The organism is Dawidia cretensis (assembly GCF_018598175.1).
In the GTDB taxonomy this organism is placed as follows: domain Bacteria; phylum Bacteroidota; class Bacteroidia; order Cytophagales; family Cyclobacteriaceae; genus Ohtaekwangia; species Ohtaekwangia cretensis.
Genome location: NZ_JAHESE010000003.1, coordinates 250,791 through 272,110 on the forward strand (window position 1 = coordinate 250,791; position 21,320 = coordinate 272,110).

Below are 21,320 nucleotides of genomic sequence, written 5' to 3' on the forward strand. Positions count from 1 at the left end.
TTTCTATGATCCAGCATGCCATCGAACCTGTCTCGCCGAACGACTATGCGGCGATTACCGATGTCTGGGAGGCGTCCGTCCGTGCCACACACCACTTTCTGACCGAAGCACATATTCAGTTCTTCCGCCCCCTGGTACAGCACAGCTATTTAAAAGATGTTGACCTGCGCTGTATACGCAGTGAGGCCGGCGTTATTCTCGGATTTGCGGGTGTAGCCGGTACGCGGTTGGAAATGCTTTTTATACATCCCGCCGCGCGCGGTCGGGGTACGGGCCGGCAGCTGCTGCGGTATGCCATCGAAACATTGGGGATATATGAAGTAGATGTCAACGAGCAGAATCAACAAGCCGTGGGCTTTTATGAGCACATGGGCTTTCGTACCTTTCACCGGGCACCGGTCGACTCGTTGGGAAATCCGTTTCCTGTACTAACGATGCGGCTGCTGCGCAAAACAGCCTAGCAAGTTTTTTCAACTATGATGATACGATCTTATACACGCATAAGTTTAGTGCTGGCCACGCTGTGGCTGGGCGTTGTGACGCACGCTGCCGCGCAGCCGCCCGCGCCGGTTGCCGACTGGAGACTTTGGTTCAACAGGGCTGCGGCAAATTGGAACGAAGCGCTGCCGGTCGGCAACGGCCGGGTAGGCGCGATGGTCTTCGGCGGTGTGCAGTCGGAGCGCTTGCAGCTAAATGAAGAAAGCGTGTGGACGGGCAAGCCGGAGGACTTCATCAACCCCGGCGCACGTGCTGCGCTGCCCGTCATCCGCAAGCTGTTGTTTGCCGGCAAGTATGTCGACGCACAACAACTGGCCATCGATAAGATGATGGGCAACAAAACGGTCAACAGCAGTTACCAGACTGCCGGCGACCTGTGGCTGACATTTCCCGCACATGATTCAGAACCCGAAGGGTACGAACGCGCACTCGACCTCGAGACGGCGATCGCCAACGTACAATACCGGCAAGGAGGCGTAGCGTATACGCGGGAAGTATTTTCAAGTGCGCCCGACCAGGTAGTGGTCGTGCGGCTGACGGCCGACCGGCCGGGAGCCCTGTCGTTACAGTTCGCGCTGACCCGTCCCGGCAGCAACGCGGCGGTATCCGTTTCGGGAAATGATATACTATTACAGGAGCACACCGGTGGAGGGGTAGGTGTAAAACTGGTAACACACCTGCGTGTTATACCCGAAGGAGGTTCCCTGTCCGCCGGGGGTACACACCTCGCTGTAGAGAAGGCTGATGCCGTTACAGTGCTGATTGCGATTGCTACCGACTACACCGGCGGCGACCCCCGCGCGACCACGCAACAGCAGCTGACCGCCGCCGCCGCGAAGCGATATGAAGATTTGAAACGCGCGCATATACAGGACTATCAATCCTACTTTAACCGTGTAGCGCTCGATCTGGGGGTGACTAACGCGGTATACTTTCCTACCGACGCACGCGTGTCGGCGTTGCAGCATGGAAATGAAGATCCGCACCTGGCAGCGTTATATTTCCAGTTCGGTCGCTATTTGTTGATCAGCAGCTCGCGTCCGGGAGGCCTGCCGGCAAACCTGCAAGGCATCTGGGCCGACGGCCTGACGCCACCGTGGAGTGCGGATTATCATATCAATATTAACATTCAGATGAACTACTGGCTGGCCGAGGTAGCCAACCTGTCGGAGTTGCATCTGCCCTTCATTACCTTCCTCGATAAACTGCGCCCCGATGCGCGCAAGACGGCGAAGACTATGTATGGCATTGACGGCACCGTAGCACATTTTACGACAGACCCGTGGCTGTTCACCGCGCCGTATGGCTACCCCAGTTGGGCGATGTGGCCCATGGGCATGACATGGTGTGCGCAGCACGTGTGGGAGCACTATGCTTTTACAGGTGACAAAGCGTTCCTCCAACAATATTACCCGATCCTGAAAGAGTCTGCAGCTTTCTGTGCGCAGTGGCTTGTTGAGAATCCTGCCACGGGCAAGTTGGTGTCAGGTCCTTCTATTTCTCCGGAGAATTCATTTCAAACTGCCGACGGCCGGGGAGCGACGATGGTGATGGGACCGACGATGGACCACATGATCATCCGCGACCTGTTAACCAGCACGTTATTGGCCCAGCGCGTGTTGCATCACGACGAAGCTTTTGGCAAAAAGATTGAGAAGATCCTGGCAAAGTTATCACCGACGCAGATTGGCGCCGACGGACGTATACTGGAGTGGACAGAATCTTTTCAGGAGCCTGAGCCTGGGCATCGGCATATATCGCATCTATATGGCTTGCATCCCGGGAAGGAGATTACCCGCCAGCAACCTGAGCTTTTTGCTGCCGCTCGTAAGACAATCGATTATCGGCTGGCGCATGGTGGAGGCCATACGGGTTGGAGCAGGGCGTGGATTGTTAACTTCTTTGCTCGCCTGGGCGATGGCGAAGCGGCGCATGAAAACCTTGTCGCACTATTTAAGAAGTCGACGTTGCCCAATCTGTTTGATAATCATCCGCCGTTTCAGATCGATGGTAACTTTGGTGCTCCGGCGGGGATGGCGGAGATGCTGTTGCAGAGCCATGATGGCTCGGTGACGTTGTTGCCGGCGTTGCCGAAGGCCTGGGCTACGGGGCATGTGCGTGGGCTTTGTGCGCGTGGTGGTTTTGAGGTGTCGATGGTGTGGGGGGATGGTATCTTACAACAGGTGACATTAAACTCAAAATTGGGTGGGGCTTGTGTGGTGCAGTATGGGGGTAAGACTGTGACGTTACAAACTGAAAAAGGGAAGGTATATACTTTGCGTGGTGATTTGACCACACGGTAACGCGAACAAGCCTGCCCGCCGGCCTGGCGGGCAATTTCCCTGCCCACCACTATACCCGTTTGGCAATATCCGCTTTTAGTCCGATCTTTCCTTTACTACAACAACCCCGTCTTGCATGATTTTATTTCGAAGAACCGCTGCTGTGTGGGTGCTCCTGGCGTTATGCTGGGCGTGTGTGCCGAAACAGCCGGGTGGTGACACTACCGCAACACCTTTTCTCGATTCACTGTCGCAGCAGACCTTCTCCTTTTTCTGGGAGACCGCAAACGCGGAGAATGGTCAGCTGCCGGACCGGTGGCCCAGCGAGAGCTTTTCGAGCATCGCCGCGACGGGCTTTGGTTTGTCAACGTACCTGGTAGGCGTCGAGCGTGGGTATATCACGCGGGTGCAGGCTGCGGAGCGCACGTTGCGCACGTTGAGATTCTTGCGGCGTCTTCCCAAAGGTGAGGCCGCACAAGGTGTGGCAGGTCACAAAGGATTCTTTTACCACTTCCTCGATATGAAGACCGGCCTGCGGTTTCAACAGGTTGAGCTATCGACGATTGATACCGGGCTACTGATGGCGGGCGTCCTTTCTGCGCAGGCGTACTTTGATGGCAGCGATACGACGGAGACGCACATACGGGCACTGGCCGATACACTATACCAGGCTGTAGAGTGGGACTGGGCTATGCAGGACAAGAAGGTCATGAGCATGGGCTGGCATCCTGAGCGCGGTTTTATAGATGCCACCTGGCGTGGATACAACGAAGGTATGATCCTGTACATCCTCGCGATGGGCTCGCCCACCCATACTATACCGGCTGAAACCTGGAAGGCGTGGACCGACACCTACCAATGGACAAAATATCAGGGGCAGGAGTTTGTAAACTTCGGTCCGCTGTTCGGCCACCAATATTCGCATATGTATATTGACTTTCGCGGCATACAAGATGCCTATATGCGTGAGAAAGGCATCGATTACTTTGAAAACTCCAGGCGGGCGACCTATGCAAACCGTGCTTATTGTGTTAACAACGCCGCGGCGTTTGTGGGGTATGATAAAAACACCTGGGGTCTGACGGCATGCGACGGACCTGGCAACGATGGCAAACAAAATCCCAACGTGGCGTTTCAAGGCTACAATGCGCGTGGCGCTTCCCAGTTTTACCTGCAGGATGATGGCACTATTGCGCCGACGGCGGCAGGGGGCTCACTGGTGTTCGCCCCCGAGATCTGTATACCGGCCTTGAAGCATATGAAGCGGCGTTTTGGTGCCAGGGTATATGATCGCTATGGCTTTAAAGACGCTTTTAACCTGAGCATTGTTTATGAGAATGGCGCCACGGGATGGTTTGATAAAGACTATCTCGGCATTGACCAGGGACCGATCGTATTACAGTTGGAAAACTACCGCTCGGAGCTTTTGTGGAAAGTCATGAAAAAGAGCCCCTATATCCGGGCGGGTCTGAAGAAGGCCGGGTTTTCCGGTGGATGGTTAGACGAAAAATAAAACAACAACAGGATGCGGTGGGTGCTGGGATTACTACTGGTATTGGCTGCCGGGCGACCGGCGGCGCAGGAGATCTTTGTGCTGAATGACAGTGTACCGGAGCGAAACTTTATGCCGTATGAGCTGATGTTTTACCGCGACGCCACCAACTCGGTTTCATTCTGGCAGATCTCGTCGCACAGTTTTTCCAATCGCTTTCAACAACACGCGGCCTACCAAAACAAGGATTTCGTACCCGATGCTTCGTATTGGATCAGGTTGCCGATCCGGCATTATGCCCGTAGCCGAAAGGTATGGATGCTGGAATTCTACGATCAGACCATCGACTACATCGAAGCCTATGTTCCGCAGATGGACGGGTCGTATCAAAACGTGGTGATGGGTGACAAACAACCCTTCCGCCAGCGGCCACTGCGTCACAAAAACTTCGAGATCGTGCTGGATGTAAAGGCCGACACGATGATGTATTATTATTTCCGTGTGCAGTCGCATGCCTTTGCCGACCTGCGCATCGGTGTTCGTTCAGCCGATCGCTTTATATACTATGCGCTGAACGAATACTTTTTGTTTGGTATGTTTTATGGCATGATCCTCATTATTAGTTTGTATAACTTCCTGGTATACCTGGCTATTAAGGAGATCAAAAACATCTATTATATTCTCTATATTCTCAGCGTAGCCGCCTACGCCATGAGCTACGACGGCGTCGGCTTCCAGTACCTGTGGCCCTCGCATCCCGAATGGAATGATTATGCGGTGGGTGTTACGTTGTGTTCCGTTATATTGTGGAGCCTGGTCTTTACACGGCGTTTTCTGAGCACGCATGCCAATGCGCCCCGGCTTGACCGCTGGCTGATGTGGATGATCGGGTTACGCTCGGCGTGGTTTGTGGTAGAATTCGTGTTTCTGCCGCACCTGCTTACCTATCGTGATATCGAGATCATACCGTTATCGTTGATCTTTTATACGGGTATAACGGTCTGGAACAAAGGCTATCGCCCTGCGCGGTTTTTTGTGATGGCGTATGGCATTTTATTCTTTGGCTTTTTTATCCGGGCACTGGTCTACTTTAACATATTGCCTTTTACGACGCCCCTGCATTACAGTTTGCACTTCAGCTTTGTGGTGGAGATGTTGCTGTTGACCTTTGCCATGGGCGATCGCATTCATATATTAAAAGATATGCGGGACCGTGCCTTGCGACGGATTATCCATCAGCACGAAGTCAACATGCAGTTGAAAGACAAGGTCACGCGCGAGCTGGAGGAGAAGGTGCACGAGCGTACCCTGGAGCTGCACGAGAAAAATCGACTGTTGGAGGAGACCAATATCAAGGTCGAACGGCAGTCGTACGAGATCAACCAGATCAACTCGCTGTTGGACCTCGACAACTGGAAGCTCAAGAACAGCTTAAAAGAGGTTTTGAACGAGCGCCTCCTGGAGAAGACCATGGATTATCGGCAGTTCCAGACGTTGTATCCCGATACCCTGGCGTGTTACCGCTTTCTGGAAAGCCTCAAGTGGCAGGAGGGATTTCACTGTCGCAAGTGTGGTAATGAAAAGTATTTTGACGGAAGTCAAAAGTTTGCCCGTCGCTGTACACGGTGTGGTTATAATGAGTCCATTACGGCCTATACTATTTTCCACAGCATCAAGTTCCCGGTGGAAAAAGCCTTTTACATTGCCTACCTGGCTGTTGTCGGTAACAAGGATTACACGCTGGAGGCGCTGGCTGCCCAGCTTGACCTGCGAGTAAATACGCTTTGGGGCTTTAAACACAAAGTAATTGAGCGGCTGCTGGAGCTTGAGTCCCGGGGGCGTCGGCCGCATGCTTCGCGGTGGGAAGAGGTTATTATAGACCATGGGCCTGCGCCGGACAAGCGCCTCCATCTTTCTACCACGAAAACTGTCGGGTGATTTTTCTCATTTCGTCACATTTCCATTCCTTTCATCACACCTAAACCGGTGTTTCTGGCACGTTTTAACCAAAATGCTCGCGCGATGTTTTTCATCCGTTAAAACACCTCGAACAGTTATGCGAAAACCTTCTGGAATCGTTTGAAGTAATGTTTTTCTTCTGGAAAAAAGCACCTCACTAAACCGATTGCGAAAACGTTGTTTTAAGCGCATTTCCACGAAATAATTCCGGGTTTCTCTTGCCAAATGCAAACTTCACTAGCGCGAACAGTCCCCAAGACCAACATCTGTTTTGCGAAATGAAAGTATGCAAAGAATTATTACGCTGTTGATTATCTGTGTGTTAGCAGTGCCAGCCTGGGCGCAGACCCGCACGATTAAGGGTACGGTAACCGATGCGGTCGATGGCAGCCCGATGCCTGGAGTGAATGTTATTGTTCAGGGAACGAGCCGTGGTACCGCCACAGATGCGGAAGGCAACTACTCGCTGGACATCGGACAGGAAGAGGCAACGCTGACATTTACCCTCGTAGGGTACAAATCGCAGTCTGTTGCGGTGAGCACTCAGACCGTCGTGGATGTAGCGCTCGAAGGTGATGTGACCACCCTGGACGATATTGTCGTGATCGGCTACGGTGTGGTGAAGAAGTCGGACCTGACGGGTTCGGTGTCATCGGTACGCGGGGCCGACCTGACCAAGGTGCCTGCGGTCTCACCCATGCAGGCGCTGCAAGGCAGGGTGCCCGGGGTACAGGTGGTTAGTACGACGGGGGCGCCAGGAGCAGCGCCTGTCGTGCGGATTCGCGGGCAGGGTACGTTTAATGACTCGTCGCCGATCTATGTGGTGGACGGCGTCATTGTTCAAGACGTCGACTTCCTAAACTCAGGCGACATCGAGTCCATGGAAGTGTTGAAAGATGCCTCCTCCACGGCCATTTATGGTGCGCGGGGTGCCAATGGCGTAGTCATGATTACTACCAAACGCGGCAAACCGGGACAAGAGTATCCTACGATAAGCCTCTCAGCCGAATACAGCGTACAGCAGTTGCAGAACAAGATTGACCTGCTGAACGGCCGTGACTTTGCCACATACGTGAACCAGTTTGCGCCGGGCTCTTATAATAATGTCGACGTTGTGCCGAATACCGACTGGCAGGAGCTTGTTTTCGGCACAGCACCGATTCAGAACTATCAATTTTCTGCGGCAGGGGCATCGGCTAAGATCCAGTATTATATCGGCCTCGGATATTTTAAGCAAGAGGGTATTGTAGAAAAGTCTGCTTATGAGCGCATTACAATAAAGCTGAACAATACCTTCCACTTAAGCAAAAACGTTCGCTTTGGTAATAATTTTACCATTACCCCCTATAAACAAACCAATACCGGTGGCAATGCCGTCTTTGCAACGTACCGCGCCCTGCCGGTGGTGACACCGCGCAATCCCGACGGAAATTTTAATGCCGTGCCCAACGTCGGCAATCCGCTGGCTGATATAGAATATACGAACAGCAGTGACCGTGGTATTCGCGGTGTTGGGAACTTGTTTGGCGAAGTGAATTTCCTCGACAATGCTTTCACCTTCCGTACCAGCGTCGGGGTAGATGCGAAGTATTTTAAGAATCGGGCATTTACACCCGTATTCTTTGTGTCGCCGCAACAACAGCGCTCGCAGAACCTGCTGATAAAGAAGTTCGAAGATCAGGCCACCGTGCTGTGGGAAAACACACTGAACTTTCAGAAAAACTTCGGTGACCACCACATCGACGCTTTGGCAGGCTTCACGATGCAGAACACGACGTCGGAGTTTTTACGGCTACAGTCGCAAAACATCCTGCGTGATGATGAAGACTTCTGGTATTTCAACCAGGGTAGCCCCATTACCATCATTGATAGCGAAAAAGATGAGAACGGTGCCGATCCGAAGTACAACTATTCCATGATATCGTACCTGTTTCGAGCCAACTATACATATAAGGGCAAATATCTTTTTACGGCCTCCTTCCGCCGTGACGGGTCTTCCAAGTTTACAGATATCAATCGCTACGCTGACTTTCCCTCAATGGCTGTGGGCTGGAATATTATCGAAGAGCCTTTTCTGCAAGACGTCACGTTCCTCGATAACCTGAAGCTGCGTGCCAGCTGGGGCAAGACCGGGAACGAAAAGATAGAATATCTCAAAATATACTCGCTGGTAGACAACGGCGTGAATGCGGTGTTTGGTCAAGGCGATCGCCTGTTCTCCGGCGCCACGTATGGCATTACCGGTAATCCTGATTTGATATGGGAAACCACCACGCAGACGGATGTGGGTATAGAAGCCGGTTTTTTTAACAACCGGTTAAAAGTCGAGATGGATTATTACCGTCGGATAACGTCCGACATCCTTATCCCACTCGAAGTGCCGGGCTATTTAGGAAACGGCTCCGGGGCACAGATTACGTTCAACGCCGGCGAGATTCTTAACCGTGGCTTTGAGTTCAACGTGGGGTGGGAGAGCAAGCTCGACAATGGCCTGGGCTACCGGTTGGGCGCAGTCGGTACAACCATTCACAATGAAGTGCTCAAGATTCAAGGTGGTGGAAGTGTGTCAGGGCAATTGCTCGGTCCCAACTCTATTACGCGGAGCATCGTAGGCGAATCCATCGGCAGCTTTTACGGATACCAGGTGGACGGCTTGTTTCAAAACCAAGGCGAGCTCAATGCTTATCCACACATGGATAATGTTGGGGTGGGTGATGTTCGCTTTGTGAATATCAACAACGACAATAAGATCGACGACAGCGATCGCACGTCACTCGGATCACCGATTCCTACCATGCTCTATGGCATCAGTCTTGGCCTGGACTTCAAAGGCTTCGATTTTGGACTCGACTTTCAAGGCGAGTCGGGGGCCGAGATCATGAACTATAAAGAAACAGTGCGCCCCGATCTTTACAATTTTGAGGCGCACGTCATGGACTATTGGCGCGGCGAAGGGACCAGCAACAGCGAGCCGCGTCCTTCCGAGGGTGGAGTAAACTTTTTGCCGTCTTCGCGCTTTGTGCAAAGTGCAAATTTCTTCCGCCTGCGCAACCTCACGCTGGGATACACGGTGCCGAAGTCTATCACGGACCGTCTGGCTGTGAAGGCCGCGCGGGTATATATCCGCGGTACCAATGTCTTTACAGCAAAAAGCTTTACCGGCTACTCACCGGAGATCGCCAATGAAAATCCGCTCGACAGTAAAGTCGACCGTGGCACGTATCCCATCGCGAGTATTTATTCCTGTGGTTTGAACCTGACATTTTAAGAATCGATTGGTTATGAAAAAGAATACAATAACCCTGTATTACCCTGTGATGGTCCTGATGCTGGTAGCCATTCCGTTTGGCTGTAGTGATTTTTTGGATAAGCCGCCACAAGGCAGGCTGGTGTCGGCCAACTTTCCGACGAGTGCCTCGGATGCTGAGCAGGCCGTCAACGCCATTTACAACACGCTGCGTGTTCCCGAATATAGTTTCGGATTATATCCCATTCTCGATATCATGTCGGACGACGCCCACAAAGGCAGTAACCTGACCGACCAGCGCGCCATCGTCGGACCCTATGACAACTTTACGCACGTTGGCACCGAGGCGTCCATTAAGAACTGGTACTCGACGCTGTATCAAGGTGTCAAACGCGCCAACGTCGTGATCGAGAACGTGCCCAACATTGTGATGGATGAGACGTTGCGTGCGCGCTACCTGGCAGAGGCGCATTTGCTACGTGGTCTTTTCTACCTGGATCTGGTGCGTGCCTGGGGCGACGTGCCCAAGATCACCACGGTCGTGGCGCCGTTAGGATTGCCCCGTTCAGCGGCATCGGAGATCTATACGCTGATTGAAGAAGACCTTACGTTCGCCCGCGACAACCTATGGGAACGGCATGATGAGCGCTGGTCGGCCAATGACCTGGGGCGCGTGACCATTGGTACAGCCAATGCATTGCTAGCACGATACTATTTGTGGCTAGGCAATTTTCCGCAAGCTGAGGTGGCCGCCCTGGCGGTGATCAACTCGCATCAATATGACCTGGCGGCATCTTTCGGTGAAGCTCATAGCGAAGCCGGTGAGCAGGGAGTAGAGTCTGTCTTTGAAATAGGCTCCATACGGCAGGAGGGTTTGCCCATCGGTGGGAATCAATATGGCAACGTACAGGGTGTCCGTGGCATTCCCAACCGTGGCTGGGGCTTCAACCGTCCTTCATTCGACCTGATCAATTCGTTCGAGCCCGGCGACCCCCGACTGGATTCTACCGTTCTCGACGTTGGTGAGTGGCAGGATGGTATAAAAATCGTGGGTGATACCGATACACCGGAAGCCTATACCAACAGCCTGGTATATCCCGGCTTCCCGAATGGCATCGGAGAAAAGGAATGTTATAACCAAAAGGTATGGACGCCGGGAACAAACGTGCCCGCGCAGTTTGGCTACAACCGTCGCCTGGTACGCTATGCCGATGTGTTGCTGATGGCGGCTGAAGCATTAAACAAAAATGGTAAGCCTGATGATGCGCTCGACTATCTCAACGAGGTACGTGCTCGTGCCCGCGGAGAAAATCCCACGATACTCCTCGATATCACCGAAACCAACGAAGACGCGCTGAATGAGATTATTCTGCATGAGCGTCGCGTAGAGCTGGCGTTAGAAGGTTTGCGCTTTTGGGATTTGATCCGCACTAATAAAGCCGCCACCGTGCTGGCGCCCTACGGCTATCGGGCCGATAAACATAACCTGTTGGCAATACCCCAAACGGAAGCAGACCTCAACGGCTGGCTGAACAACCCCAACTGGTAATACACACAAACTATCCTAAAATATAGAATAACCAAAAACGAATGAACTATGAAACACACGATTAAGTTCTATGCAATGCTCGCCTGCCTGGCAGGTTTGGCGGTGTTCTACAGCTGTAGTGATGACGATGATTCTCCCAGCACGTTCACCATCGCGTCAGCCATGGCGGGTTCCAAAGATTTGAATGGCGCAACGGCAGCTACAGAGGTACCGCTAGATGCGGACCTGGTAGTGACGTTTAATACCGATGTAGACGAGAGTACAGCTACATCGTCTAACATTACACTAAAGCGTATTTTTGACAATGTAACAGTTCCGCTGGGCTTCGATGTGTCGGGTAAAACACTGACCATCACACCCTCTTCTGAATTGAGCGGCGGTGTTCAGTATCTCCTTAATGTAGGCGCGGGATTGAAGTCTGCGAGTGGTGTAGCATTCGGCGCGGTAGAGCGCACTTTTACCACTGCGGGTACCTTTGCTCCTGACGGCGCGCTGGCACACTGGCGTTTTGAAAACAACGGTAATGACGAGATGGGCGACCACAATGCCGATGCATCGGTAGCGATTACTTATGTAGCCGGTCGGAACGCCAATGCCGGTAATGCGGCCAGCTTTAACGGAACGACCAGTATCATGGAAGTTCCCAATGGCACAGACTTTACAAATACCGACAACTTCTCGATCAGCCTGTGGGTAAATGCCGACACCACAGCGCACAACCAAGGTGGTAACTTTGTATTAGGAATGGCGGCGTCGAACGGCTTCCAGGTGGAAATGCATGCAAAAGACGCTCTACTGGCCGCACAGTATGATGTTGGCGATGGTGCCACCGAGGGCGAGAACACCTGGATTGACGGCAAAGGTAACTTAGGCTGGCAGGGATGGACATTCTCTAAAAACTATGGCCCGCAAGGTTTGGCAGCTCTCATTCACGGCAAATGGATGCATCTCGTATTTACCTATACTGCCTCGACTCGCGTCGGCGCGGGCTATGTAAACGGCGAGCTGGCCAAAACGTTTGACTTTGACAACTGGCCCGATGGTGCAAAACTTAATGCGGCGGGCATGAAATTCAAACCACAGGAAGGTGTGGGCACGAAGCTGGCGTTCGGCTTTATCAACGACATGTCTTCTACCGCTTTCGAATATGGCGACTATGAGAACCCTGACACGCAGCACTACAAAGGATTGTTGGACGATGTGCGCATTTACAATAAGACGATCACCGCACAAGAAATCGAAGTCATGTATAACTCAGAAAAACCGTAGGTTATAGTTCACTACGTTTAGTTTGGTTTGGTAAAAGGTCTTCCGGCATGGCCGGAGACCTTTCCTCTTCTTTTTATTAACCCCAAGCATCATGACTTATTTGCAACGCAACGCCTGGCTATGGATGGTATTTTTAATGATCGGGTGGGTATTTTCATCCTGCGGAGATGATGATAAGGATTCGGTCGAACCGGGTGTTCTGCAACTAACGGCTGCGCAGGTAGGAAGCTATGTGCTGGACCTGACAGATGCTTCTAAAAATACGGCTGCCCCCGTGGAGCAGCCCGTGCTGGCAACCTTTGCCGCAGCATTGGACAAGTCGACGGTAGAAACCTCTGTTACATTGGTAGCCAAAACATCTGGCGAAACGGTGCCAGTGACCTATACATATTCCAATGGTGATAAAACCGTAACGCTTACGCCGGAATCGAATTTAGCCAACAATACCACCTTTCAACTTGTCATGTCCGATGGACTACAAGGCGTGGAGGGCGATGTATTTTCCGGACACACGGTGGAGTTTACAACTGTAACATCTACCATTACCATTACCTCCTTGAAGATTGGAGGTGCTGAAGTACTCACGGTCCCACGCGTAACAAATGTCGCACTATCGGGACCCACGATCGAAGTAGCCTTCTCCAAGCCGGTAGATGCCGCTACTGTCGTATCGCAAAATATTTTTGTTACCACTTCGGCCGGCGCTTTGGTGCCGGCGAGTTTGTCGGTGTCGGCCGACAAACAAAAAGTAACGATCACGGTCACAGGTGCCCTGGGCGATCTGCGGCGTTACATCATGACGCTGAACACCAACGTGAAAGGCAGTGGAGGTGAAGTGTTACAGAGTTTTATCAAGAGCTTTTATACAGCGCCCAGCGAAACACCCGACCACCCGGTCATTACCGACGACGCGCTCCTTACATTACTACAGCAACAAACCTTTAAATACTTCTGGGATTTTGGCCATCCCGTCAGCGGTCTGGCGCGCGAGCGCAACAGTTCGGGTGATGTTGTCACCAGCGGCGGGTCGGGCTTTGGCATCATGGCCATGGTCGTCGGCATCGAGCGAAACTTTATCACGCGCGCCGAAGGCGTCGAACGCATGAACAAGATCGTGACCTTCCTCGAAGATGCTGATCGTTTTCATGGTGCCTGGTCGCATTGGATCGACGGCAGTACCGGCGCTGTGGTGCCGTTCAGCCAGAAGGACGATGGCGGGGACCTGGTGGAAACTTCGTTTCTCGTGCAGGGCTTGCTTACGTTCCGGCAGTATTTACAACCGGCCGATACCGCGGGCAACAATCTCATTAACCGCATCACCACGCTGTGGCAAGGCGTTGAATGGGACTGGTACCGCAAGAACGATGAGCAGGTGCTCTACTGGCATTGGTCGCCGGATTATGACTGGCAAATGAACTTCGCCATGTACGGCTACTTTGAAGAACAGATCACCTACTTCCTGGCTGCGGCATCGCCTACACACGGCATTCCGAAAAGTGTTTATACCAATGGTTATGGCCGCAACGGCGCGATCCGCACGGGTACGACACACTATGGCTATATGCTTCCGTTGGGCACACCGAGTCCGTTGTTCTGGGTACACTATTCCTATCTCGGCCTCGATCCAAATTTCTCGGACGACTACGCCGATTACTGGCAGCAGAACCTAAACGCTTCCAAAATCAACTACGCCTATTGCGTGGCAAACCCGGGCGGTTATGTCGGCTATGGTGAAGACTGCTGGGGCCTTACGTCGAGCGATGATAGTCAGCGTGGATACGACGCGCATTCACCGTCCAACGATAACGGAACGATCAGCCCGACGGCGGCCTTGTCGTCATTCCCCTATACACCGGAGGAGTCGATGCGGGCGTTAAAATTCTTTTACTATTCTGTCGGCGATCGCCTATGGGGCGAGTACGGTTTCTACGACGCTTTTAACCTGACACAAGGATGGACTGCCGACTCGTACCTGGCCATCGACCAGGGGCCGATCATTGTGATGATTGAAAACTACCGTACGGGACTCCTGTGGGATTTGTTTATGTCGGCGCCTGAGGTACAGGACGGCTTTACCACATTAGGTTTCAGTAATTAATAAACGATACTTCCGGTTGGAGCCCCACCTTACGCAACGTCTTCCTGCTACCAGGGAGACTTGCGGGGGTGAACCGGGCGTAAACCGCTAATTTTTTATAGCTATGAACAAACTGTGCTCACTGACGTTGGCCACAGCGCTGTTGTGCGCGGCCTGTTACTCTTCTGAAAAAACATCGACAGGTATCGGGACACGTGTCGACTCCGTGCTGGCGCTGATGACGCTGGACGAGAAGATCGGCCAGCTCACCCTGTTTACCAGTGACATCGATGTTACGGGGCCAACGATGCGTGAAAATTATAAAGAAGATATTAAAGCCGGTCGGGTAGGGGCGATCTTCAATGCCTATGGCGCGGCGTATACACGTAAGCTGCAGGAGATCGCCGTAAAGGAAACGCGTCTGCACATACCGTTGCTGTTTGGGTACGACGTGGTGCATGGCCATCGCACGATCTTTCCGATGCCACTGGGAGAAGCTGCAAGCTGGGATCTCGCGGCCGTTGAAAAGTCAGCGCGGGTGGCGGCCGATGAAGCTTCGGCAGAAGGCCTGCACTGGACTTTTGCACCGATGTGCGACATTGCGCGCGACCCACGCTGGGGCCGCATCACGGAAGGCGCTGGTGAAGATGTCTATCTGGGATCAAAGATCGCTGCCGCCCGCGTAAAGGGAATTCAAGGCGACGGTGTGGGGAGCTTGAACAGTGTCATGGCGTGTGTCAAACACTTTGCCGCCTATGGCGCCGCCCAGGCGGGCCGTGATTATCATACCACCGATATGTCTGACCGCGTACTGCGCGAAACATACCTGCCACCCTATAAAGCGGCACTCGACGCCGGGGCCGCCACGGTCATGACATCCTTCAATGAGATCGACGGCGTACCCGCCACCGGAAATAAGTATCTAATGACGGACATCCTTCGCAAGGAATGGAACTTCACCGGCTTTGTGGTAACCGACTATACATCGATCATGGAAATGATCCCGCACGGCATTGCAGAAGACACCGCTTCAGCAGCAGCCCTCGCGTTGGAAGCTGGTGTGGACATGGATATGCAGGCCGGCTTTTATAACGATGCCCTGGCAGCGTTGGTGAAGGCCGGTAAGCTGAAAGAGGGTCTGATCGACGAGGCCGTACGCCGCATCTTACGCAAGAAATTTGAACTGGGTCTTTTTGACGATCCCTATCGCTATAGCAGCGAGCAACGTGAAAAGGAAACCCTTATGAGTGCTGCCAACCTGGAGGCTGCGCGCGATGTGGCGCGCAAGGCGATCGTGTTATTGAAGAATGACAAACAGCTGTTGCCCTTGGAAAAGGATGTTAAGAAGCTGGCTGTCATCGGCCCGTTGGCAGATGCGCGCAGGGAAATGATCGGCTCCTGGTCTGCCGCCGGCGATTGGCACAAGGCCTCTACATTGCTGGAAGGTGTGAAGCAAGCCGTGTCAGCCGGCACACAGGTGCTTTATGCAAAAGGGTGCGCCATTGACAACGACAGCACGCAGGCCATCGCACAGGCTGTACGCACGGCGCAGCAAGCCGATGTGGTGATCCTGGCGGTAGGCGAAGGCGCCTGGATGACCGGCGAGGCTGCCAGTCGCGCGTCGCTCAATATACCTGGCGTACAACAGCGGTTGATAGAGGCCATCTATAAAACCGGTAAGCCGGTGGTTGCCGTGTTGTTAAATGGTCGTCCGTTGACAATACCGTGGCTGGACGCGAATATACCCGCGATTGTGGAAGCATGGTTACCCGGCACAATGGCCGGTCAGGCCATTGCCGACGTGCTGTTCGGCGATTACAATCCTTCCGGCCGATTGCCCGTGACATTCCCCCGCTCGGTGGGACAAATACCCTTGTATTATAGCATGAAAAACACCGGACGTCCCATGGATCCGAACAATAAATATACCTCCAAATACCTGGACGAACGCAATGACCCGCTTTATCCCTTTGGTTATGGACTAAGCTATACTACATTCTCATACGGTCCGGTGCAGGTTGATAAACAGGAGATGACGCAACAAGACGAGTTGATAGTTACCTGCACAGTGACGAACACGGGCGCGCGGGCCGGAAAGGAAACTGTGCAATTATACTTACACGACGTAACCGGCAGTGTTACCCGGCCAGTGCGTGAGCTAAAAGGATTTAAACAAATTGAATTAGCGCCTGGCGCGTCTCAGAATGTTACGTTCAAACTTACCGCGCATGATTTGTCGTTTTATCGGCGTGATATGTCTTTTGGCACAGAGCCAGGAAAGTTTGATGTGTATATCGGTCCCAACGCGCGGGACACACAAGGGACTGCCTTTGCGCTACGCTAGTAGGCCACTCGTTTCCCTTAACACCGATGGCCAGGTTGTCCAATGATCCCTAAAACTGTTATTCCAGCCGAGGCCGTGAAGAAAAAGAATTAGAAATTATGAGAGTTTTTTTATTACTAATCACCATTCTCTTCGGAGTGTCATGTAAAAACAGAAACGAGAGTATCGATTTGGTTGAATATCAGGATGGAAAGCAGTTGCTTACAATGGATAAACTTGAAAGAAATGGCAGAGAGTTTATCATTCCCAAAATACATCGACTATCCAAGGATTCGGTTTTAGTGGGGAACGAATTGCTGGTGAAAATTTTCCTTGGAAGAAATGATCTGGATTTAGTGAATGCTTTTTTAGATTGTGACTCAACAGTTGTCAACCCAACTGTCGATACTACTACTTACAGGATAAGTGGGTGTTCAAGGGGACTGATTGTTCAAAATGATACAATTTTAATAGGGTTCCATCCAACCAAACCCGGAGTACAAAGATTTTCTGAAATAACGATTTTAACAAAAGACAGGAAAAAAGTTTTTCGTACTCTTAAGTACTCTTTTGAGTACAAGGTTGTTGCTAAGCAATAACGCACCAAGGGGGCCACGGTCATTTGGCGGCGTGATTCAAGATGGAAATACTACGGTATCGGTGTATGCGCAAGAAACTACCTTTGCGCTATGCTGATCAGACTGCCGGGCTGGCGGTAGTCTCGTAAGCATGGATATAATGCGTCACGCGCGCCAGTAGCCCTGGTAACTGGGTCAGGTCCTGATCCCAGAAGGCCGTGTTGGCCAGCGTTTCGCGCACTACATAGTCGGCATCGCCCGTCTTCCAGACGCGGGCGAAGAACTCCAGGATTTCCGGTGTATCGTTCACCGGTAAGGTTTCGCCCTGGTGCGTGCCTTTATAGAAAAGAATGAGTGCTGCCAGTGCATGCAAGAGCTTTTCGGGTAGCGTTCCCTGGCGTGCGTAATACTCCAATACCGACGGCAATACCCGTACTTTATATTTCGAGATCGAGTTCAGGGCAATGCTGCTCAGCTCATGGCGGATAAAGGGGTTTTGAAAACGTTCCATCACATCCGCCGCAAATTGCTCCAATTCGCTTGCCGGGAGGTCTAGTGTAGGGATGATCTCCTGGTAGATCGCTTCGCGTAGAAACGTGCCGGTATAGTTATCTTCCACGGCTTCGCGTACCGTGCGCAGGCCACGCAGGTAGGCCACCGGCACCAATGCTGTATGGGCACCGTTGAGGATACGGACCTTGCGTGTGCGATAGGGCGTCAGGTCTTGTACGAACTTTACCTGTAAACCTGCCTGATCGGCCGGGAAGGCTTGTTGTACAGCCGCCGGGGCCTCGATTACCCACAGGTGAAAAGGCTCTGCGGTTACGACCAGGTTGTCGGTATAGCCCACAGCCTGCTGAATGTCGCGAATCGTATCTTTTGGAAAGCCAGGTACGATACGGTCGACGAGGCTATTGCAGAAGGTATTGGCGGTTTGGATCCATTGCTTGAATGCCGTCGGCAGCTGCCAGTGGTCGGCGTATTGCAGCACGGTCTCACGCAGCTTGTCGCCATTCTTTTCGATCAGCTCACAGGGAATCAAAATCAAACCCTTCTCTGCGTCGCCCTGAAAAGTCTGGAAGCGATGGTATAACAACTGCGTTACTTTGCCCGGAAAACTATCCGCCAATGTATTCGGATTGGCATCGGCCGCGTGAAATGTAATACCCGCTTCTGTTGTATTGGAGAGAATAAACCGCAGCTCGGGGTTACGGGCGCGTTCTAAAAAGCGTTCAAAATCATCGTAGGGATTAAACGCATCGGCTACGCAAGTAATCAACCGTGTTTCCGAAACGGTGCGGCCTTGTTGCAGGCCGTTTAACACCACATGGTATAAACCATCTTGTTCACGGAGCTGGGCCGCCATGCCCCGGCTAATGGGTTGAACGACGTCGATGGCGCCGTAAAAATCTGTCTTTTCATTCATGATGTCGACGATCCAGTCGACAAACGCGCGAAGGAAATTACCCTCTCCGAACTGAAGTATTTTTACCGGAAGGGTCTGCGGCTGGTCGGCCGTATGGCGGTTGAGCTGTGGCATGGGGAGCAACAGGTTAGCGTGTTAAAAGTTGAAGTAGTTTTTCGCGTTGTAGTAGCAGATGTCCGATACGATCTTACCCAACCATTTTTCATCGGCGGGTAGCTCACCGTTGGTTACGTCCCGGCCAATCAGGTTGCAAAGGATGCGGCGGAAGTATTCGTGACGCGGGAACGAGAGGAAACTACGCGAGTCCGTCAACATCCCGATGAAGCAGCTGAGCAATCCCATATTGGAAAGAGCATTGATCTGTTTCTCCATACCGTCCTTTTGGTCCAGGAACCACCACGCCGAACCGAACTGAATCTTACCCCTGATGGAGCCGTCGTTGAAGTTACCGATCATGGTGCCCATCACTTCGTTGTCACCGGGGTTGAGGTTATACAGGATGGTCTTCGCCAGCTGGTTGGTGCTGTCCAGCTCATTCAGGAACCGTGCCAGGGCCACGGCTTGCGTATAGTCGCCGATCGAGTCAAAGCCCGTATCGGGCCCGAGGATGCGCAGCATGCGTTCATTGGTATTGCGCAGCGCACCGAGGTGAAATTGCTGGGTCCAACCTTTCTGATGATAACGACGGCCCAGCTCGACAAGTGTAGCATATTTAATATACTGTACTTCGGGTTTTGTCAGTATTTCCTTCTTCAAGAGTTTGGTAAAGATACCTTCTGCCGAGAAGGCTTGTTTGTCTTCGGGAAAGTAAAGCTGCTCCAGGCCGTGGTCGGAAAGTTTGCACCCCAGGCTGTGAAAAAACTCGATACGATTTTCGAGCGCGGCGATCAAAGATGCAAAGCTGTTGATGGTGACGCCGGCAGCAGCCGATAATTTTTCGAGGTAGGCATTATACGTGACCGGGTTTTCCACCGCGTAGGCTTTGTCGGGGCGAAACGTCGGGAGAATGGTTGTAGCAAAGCCGCTGCGTTTGATTTGCTGATGATATTCCAGCGTATCGGCCGGATCGTCGGTGGTACAAACAACCTCTACCTTCATGCGGGTCAACAGACCACGGGTGGTATTGCCGTTTTGTCCAAGCTGCTCGGAGCACTGTCGGTAAATGCTATCGGCAGAGTCGGGCGTGAGTACCTGGTCTACGCCAAAGTAGCGTTTCAGCTCCAGGTGCGTCCAGTGGTAAAGGGGGTTTCGCATTGTATACGGTACGGTGGTAGCCCATTGCTTAAACTTATCTTCGTCCGAGCCGTTGCCCGTGATATATTTTTCGTCAATGCCCAGCGTGCGCATCGCGCGCCACTTATAGTGATCGCCTTCCAGCCATACCTTTGTCAGGTTCTCAAACCGGCGATCGCCGGCGATGTCCTGTGGCGAGAGGTGGCAATGGTAGTCAATGATCGGGAGATCCCTGGCGTACTGATGGTATAACGTTTTAGCAAAATCGTTTGTGAGCAGAAAATCTTCGGTCAGGAAATGCGTCATAAAGCGATAGGTTGTCCGGGTGATGTAATAAAGTTATTTCTTCCGTAGAGAGGATTGCCGGATGATGAGCTCCGGCTTGAGAACGATCTTTTGGGGGATGAATTTTTTCTGGTCTGCGTTGACCTCTTCGAGGAAGATCTCGGCGGCGGCATTGCCGATGCGCATACTGTGCTGCTCTACGGTGCTGAGGGAAGGGTCGGTAAAGGAAGTATAGGTTTCATTACTGAATCCCACCAGGGCCACCTGGTCGGGCACAGCGATGTTATTCTCCTTTAATACTTGCAGCGCGCCTACAATGCCGAGGGCACTGGCGGAAAATATACCGTCGGGACGCTCGCGCAGCGTGAGTAGTTGCTCGGTGCTGTTGCGGCCGTCTTCCAACTGCAGGTTGCTTTCGATCACCAGTGTTTCGTCGTACGAGAGGTTGTTGTCGAGTAATGCTTCACGATATCCGCGGAGGCGTTCCTTGAAGATGCTGATCTTGCGGGTGTTGGTGAAGTGTGCGATGCGGCGACAGCCTTGTTGGATCAGGTGCTCGGTCGCTTTGTAGGCACCCAGGAAGTCATCAATCACGACGCTGCTCACTTCCAGCTCATCGTTCGAGCGATCGAAGAGGATCAGCGGAATACCGCGCTCTTTTACTTTTAGAAAGTGATCGAAGTTTTGCGTCTCCTTACCGTGCGACGCAATGACGCCGTCTACACGTGCATTGAGCAAGGCTTCTACCGTGGCGACTTCCTTCTCGTAATTGTCATATGTTTGGCAGATCATCACATTGTATTGCGAGCCGTTGGCAATCTCTTCGATACCGCGTACCACCGATGAGAAAAAGCTCCGGTCGGCTGTCGGCACGATGATGCCGATGATCTTGCTTTTGCCATTGCGAAGCGCCGCTGCGATGTGGTTCGGTTGGTAGTTGAGCTTCTGGGCTGTTTTTTGAACCGCCTTCTTGGTCTCGGCACTGATGCGCGGGTGGTCTTTCAGGGCACGTGATACTGTGGAGGCTGTAATGTTCAGTTTCCGGGCAATATCGTGTATGGTCGCTTTTTCCTTCTTCATGGTTGACGCTTCATGCTGTACA

13 protein-coding genes are annotated in these 21,320 nt (G+C 52.4%); 10 read left to right on the forward strand and 3 right to left on the reverse strand.

Translation table 11 applies throughout. The features are described 5' to 3' along the window. Positions 1-5 precede the first annotated feature (5 nt). The 10 genes from KK062_RS06180 to KK062_RS06225 all read left to right on the forward strand — a co-directional run bounded on the left by KK062_RS06180 (position 6) and on the right by KK062_RS06225 (position 17,295). Complete coding sequence (locus KK062_RS06180; protein ID WP_254083387.1) at positions 6-461, forward strand: GNAT family N-acetyltransferase; 456 nt, start codon at positions 6-8, stop codon at positions 459-461. Between the two features lie 15 nt (positions 462-476). Further along, positions 477-2,801: a glycoside hydrolase family 95 protein gene (locus tag KK062_RS06185; RefSeq protein WP_254083388.1), complete on the forward strand. Its 2,325-nt coding sequence runs from the start codon at positions 477-479 to the stop codon at positions 2,799-2,801. 115 nt (positions 2,802-2,916) lie between these two features. After that, positions 2,917-4,293 (forward strand): glucoamylase family protein, encoded by a 1,377-nt coding sequence (locus KK062_RS06190; protein WP_254083389.1) that lies wholly within the window; start codon positions 2,917-2,919, stop codon positions 4,291-4,293. Between the two features lie 12 nt (positions 4,294-4,305). Next, complete coding sequence (locus tag KK062_RS06195) at positions 4,306-6,210, forward strand: 7TM diverse intracellular signaling domain-containing protein (protein WP_254083390.1); 1,905 nt, start codon at positions 4,306-4,308, stop codon at positions 6,208-6,210. A 307-nt stretch (positions 6,211-6,517) separates the two neighbouring features. Beyond that, the gene (locus KK062_RS06200; RefSeq protein ID WP_254083391.1) at positions 6,518-9,499 is read left to right on the forward strand and encodes a SusC/RagA family TonB-linked outer membrane protein; all 2,982 of its coding nucleotides are present in this window, start codon (positions 6,518-6,520) and stop codon (positions 9,497-9,499) included. A 13-nt stretch (positions 9,500-9,512) separates the two neighbouring features. Further along, positions 9,513-11,027: a RagB/SusD family nutrient uptake outer membrane protein gene (locus tag KK062_RS06205; protein WP_254083392.1), complete on the forward strand. Its 1,515-nt coding sequence runs from the start codon at positions 9,513-9,515 to the stop codon at positions 11,025-11,027. A gap of 48 nt (positions 11,028-11,075) precedes the next feature. Next, entirely contained in the window at positions 11,076-12,296 is a 1,221-nt protein-coding gene (locus KK062_RS06210) for a LamG-like jellyroll fold domain-containing protein (RefSeq protein WP_254083393.1), read from the forward strand. A gap of 91 nt (positions 12,297-12,387) precedes the next feature. Next, on the forward strand, positions 12,388-14,394 hold the full coding sequence (locus tag KK062_RS06215) for a glucoamylase family protein (RefSeq protein ID WP_254083394.1): 2,007 nt from the start codon (positions 12,388-12,390) through the stop codon (positions 14,392-14,394). A 103-nt stretch (positions 14,395-14,497) separates the two neighbouring features. Then, positions 14,498-16,717, forward strand: a complete 2,220-nt coding sequence (bglX, locus tag KK062_RS06220; protein ID WP_254083395.1) for a beta-glucosidase BglX — start codon at positions 14,498-14,500, stop codon at positions 16,715-16,717. A 98-nt stretch (positions 16,718-16,815) separates the two neighbouring features. After that, complete coding sequence (locus KK062_RS06225; protein WP_254083396.1) at positions 16,816-17,295, forward strand: hypothetical protein; 480 nt, start codon at positions 16,816-16,818, stop codon at positions 17,293-17,295. A gap of 97 nt (positions 17,296-17,392) precedes the next feature. Here KK062_RS06225 and KK062_RS06230 read toward each other — a convergent pair whose 3' ends face one another. From KK062_RS06230 to KK062_RS06240, 3 genes are read right to left on the reverse strand one after another with little or no spacing between them, the layout of a single operon-like run. Beyond that, the gene (locus KK062_RS06230; RefSeq protein ID WP_254083397.1) at positions 17,393-18,814 is read right to left on the reverse strand and encodes a tagaturonate reductase; all 1,422 of its coding nucleotides are present in this window, start codon (positions 18,812-18,814) and stop codon (positions 17,393-17,395) included. 21 nt (positions 18,815-18,835) lie between these two features. Beyond that, a complete protein-coding gene (gene uxaC, locus KK062_RS06235; protein WP_254083398.1) occupies positions 18,836-20,239 on the reverse strand; it encodes a glucuronate isomerase in 1,404 nt (467 codons plus the stop codon). Positions 20,240-20,272: 33 nt separating this feature from the next. Then, positions 20,273-21,298: a LacI family DNA-binding transcriptional regulator gene (locus KK062_RS06240; protein ID WP_254083399.1), complete on the reverse strand. Its 1,026-nt coding sequence runs from the start codon at positions 21,296-21,298 to the stop codon at positions 20,273-20,275. Between the last annotated feature and the right edge of the window lie 22 nt (positions 21,299-21,320).

Excerpts from the sequence above, each read along its gene's own strand:
- KK062_RS06180 (WP_254083387.1), top strand. The coding sequence starts at position 6 with ATGATCCAGCATGCCATCGAACCTGTCTCGCCGAACGACTATGCGGCG.
- KK062_RS06185 (WP_254083388.1), top strand. The coding sequence starts at position 477 with ATGATGATACGATCTTATACACGCATAAGTTTAGTGCTGGCCACGCTG.
- KK062_RS06190 (WP_254083389.1), top strand. The coding sequence starts at position 2,917 with ATGATTTTATTTCGAAGAACCGCTGCTGTGTGGGTGCTCCTGGCGTTA.
- KK062_RS06195 (WP_254083390.1), top strand. The coding sequence starts at position 4,306 with ATGCGGTGGGTGCTGGGATTACTACTGGTATTGGCTGCCGGGCGACCG.
- KK062_RS06200 (WP_254083391.1), top strand. The coding sequence starts at position 6,518 with ATGCAAAGAATTATTACGCTGTTGATTATCTGTGTGTTAGCAGTGCCA.
- KK062_RS06205 (WP_254083392.1), top strand. The coding sequence starts at position 9,513 with ATGAAAAAGAATACAATAACCCTGTATTACCCTGTGATGGTCCTGATG.
- KK062_RS06210 (WP_254083393.1), top strand. The coding sequence starts at position 11,076 with ATGAAACACACGATTAAGTTCTATGCAATGCTCGCCTGCCTGGCAGGT.
- KK062_RS06215 (WP_254083394.1), top strand. The coding sequence starts at position 12,388 with ATGACTTATTTGCAACGCAACGCCTGGCTATGGATGGTATTTTTAATG.
- bglX (WP_254083395.1), top strand. The coding sequence starts at position 14,498 with ATGAACAAACTGTGCTCACTGACGTTGGCCACAGCGCTGTTGTGCGCG.
- KK062_RS06225 (WP_254083396.1), top strand. The coding sequence starts at position 16,816 with ATGAGAGTTTTTTTATTACTAATCACCATTCTCTTCGGAGTGTCATGT.
- KK062_RS06230 (WP_254083397.1), bottom strand. The coding sequence starts at position 18,814 with ATGCCACAGCTCAACCGCCATACGGCCGACCAGCCGCAGACCCTTCCG.
- uxaC (WP_254083398.1), bottom strand. The coding sequence starts at position 20,239 with ATGACGCATTTCCTGACCGAAGATTTTCTGCTCACAAACGATTTTGCT.
- KK062_RS06240 (WP_254083399.1), bottom strand. The coding sequence starts at position 21,298 with ATGAAGAAGGAAAAAGCGACCATACACGATATTGCCCGGAAACTGAAC.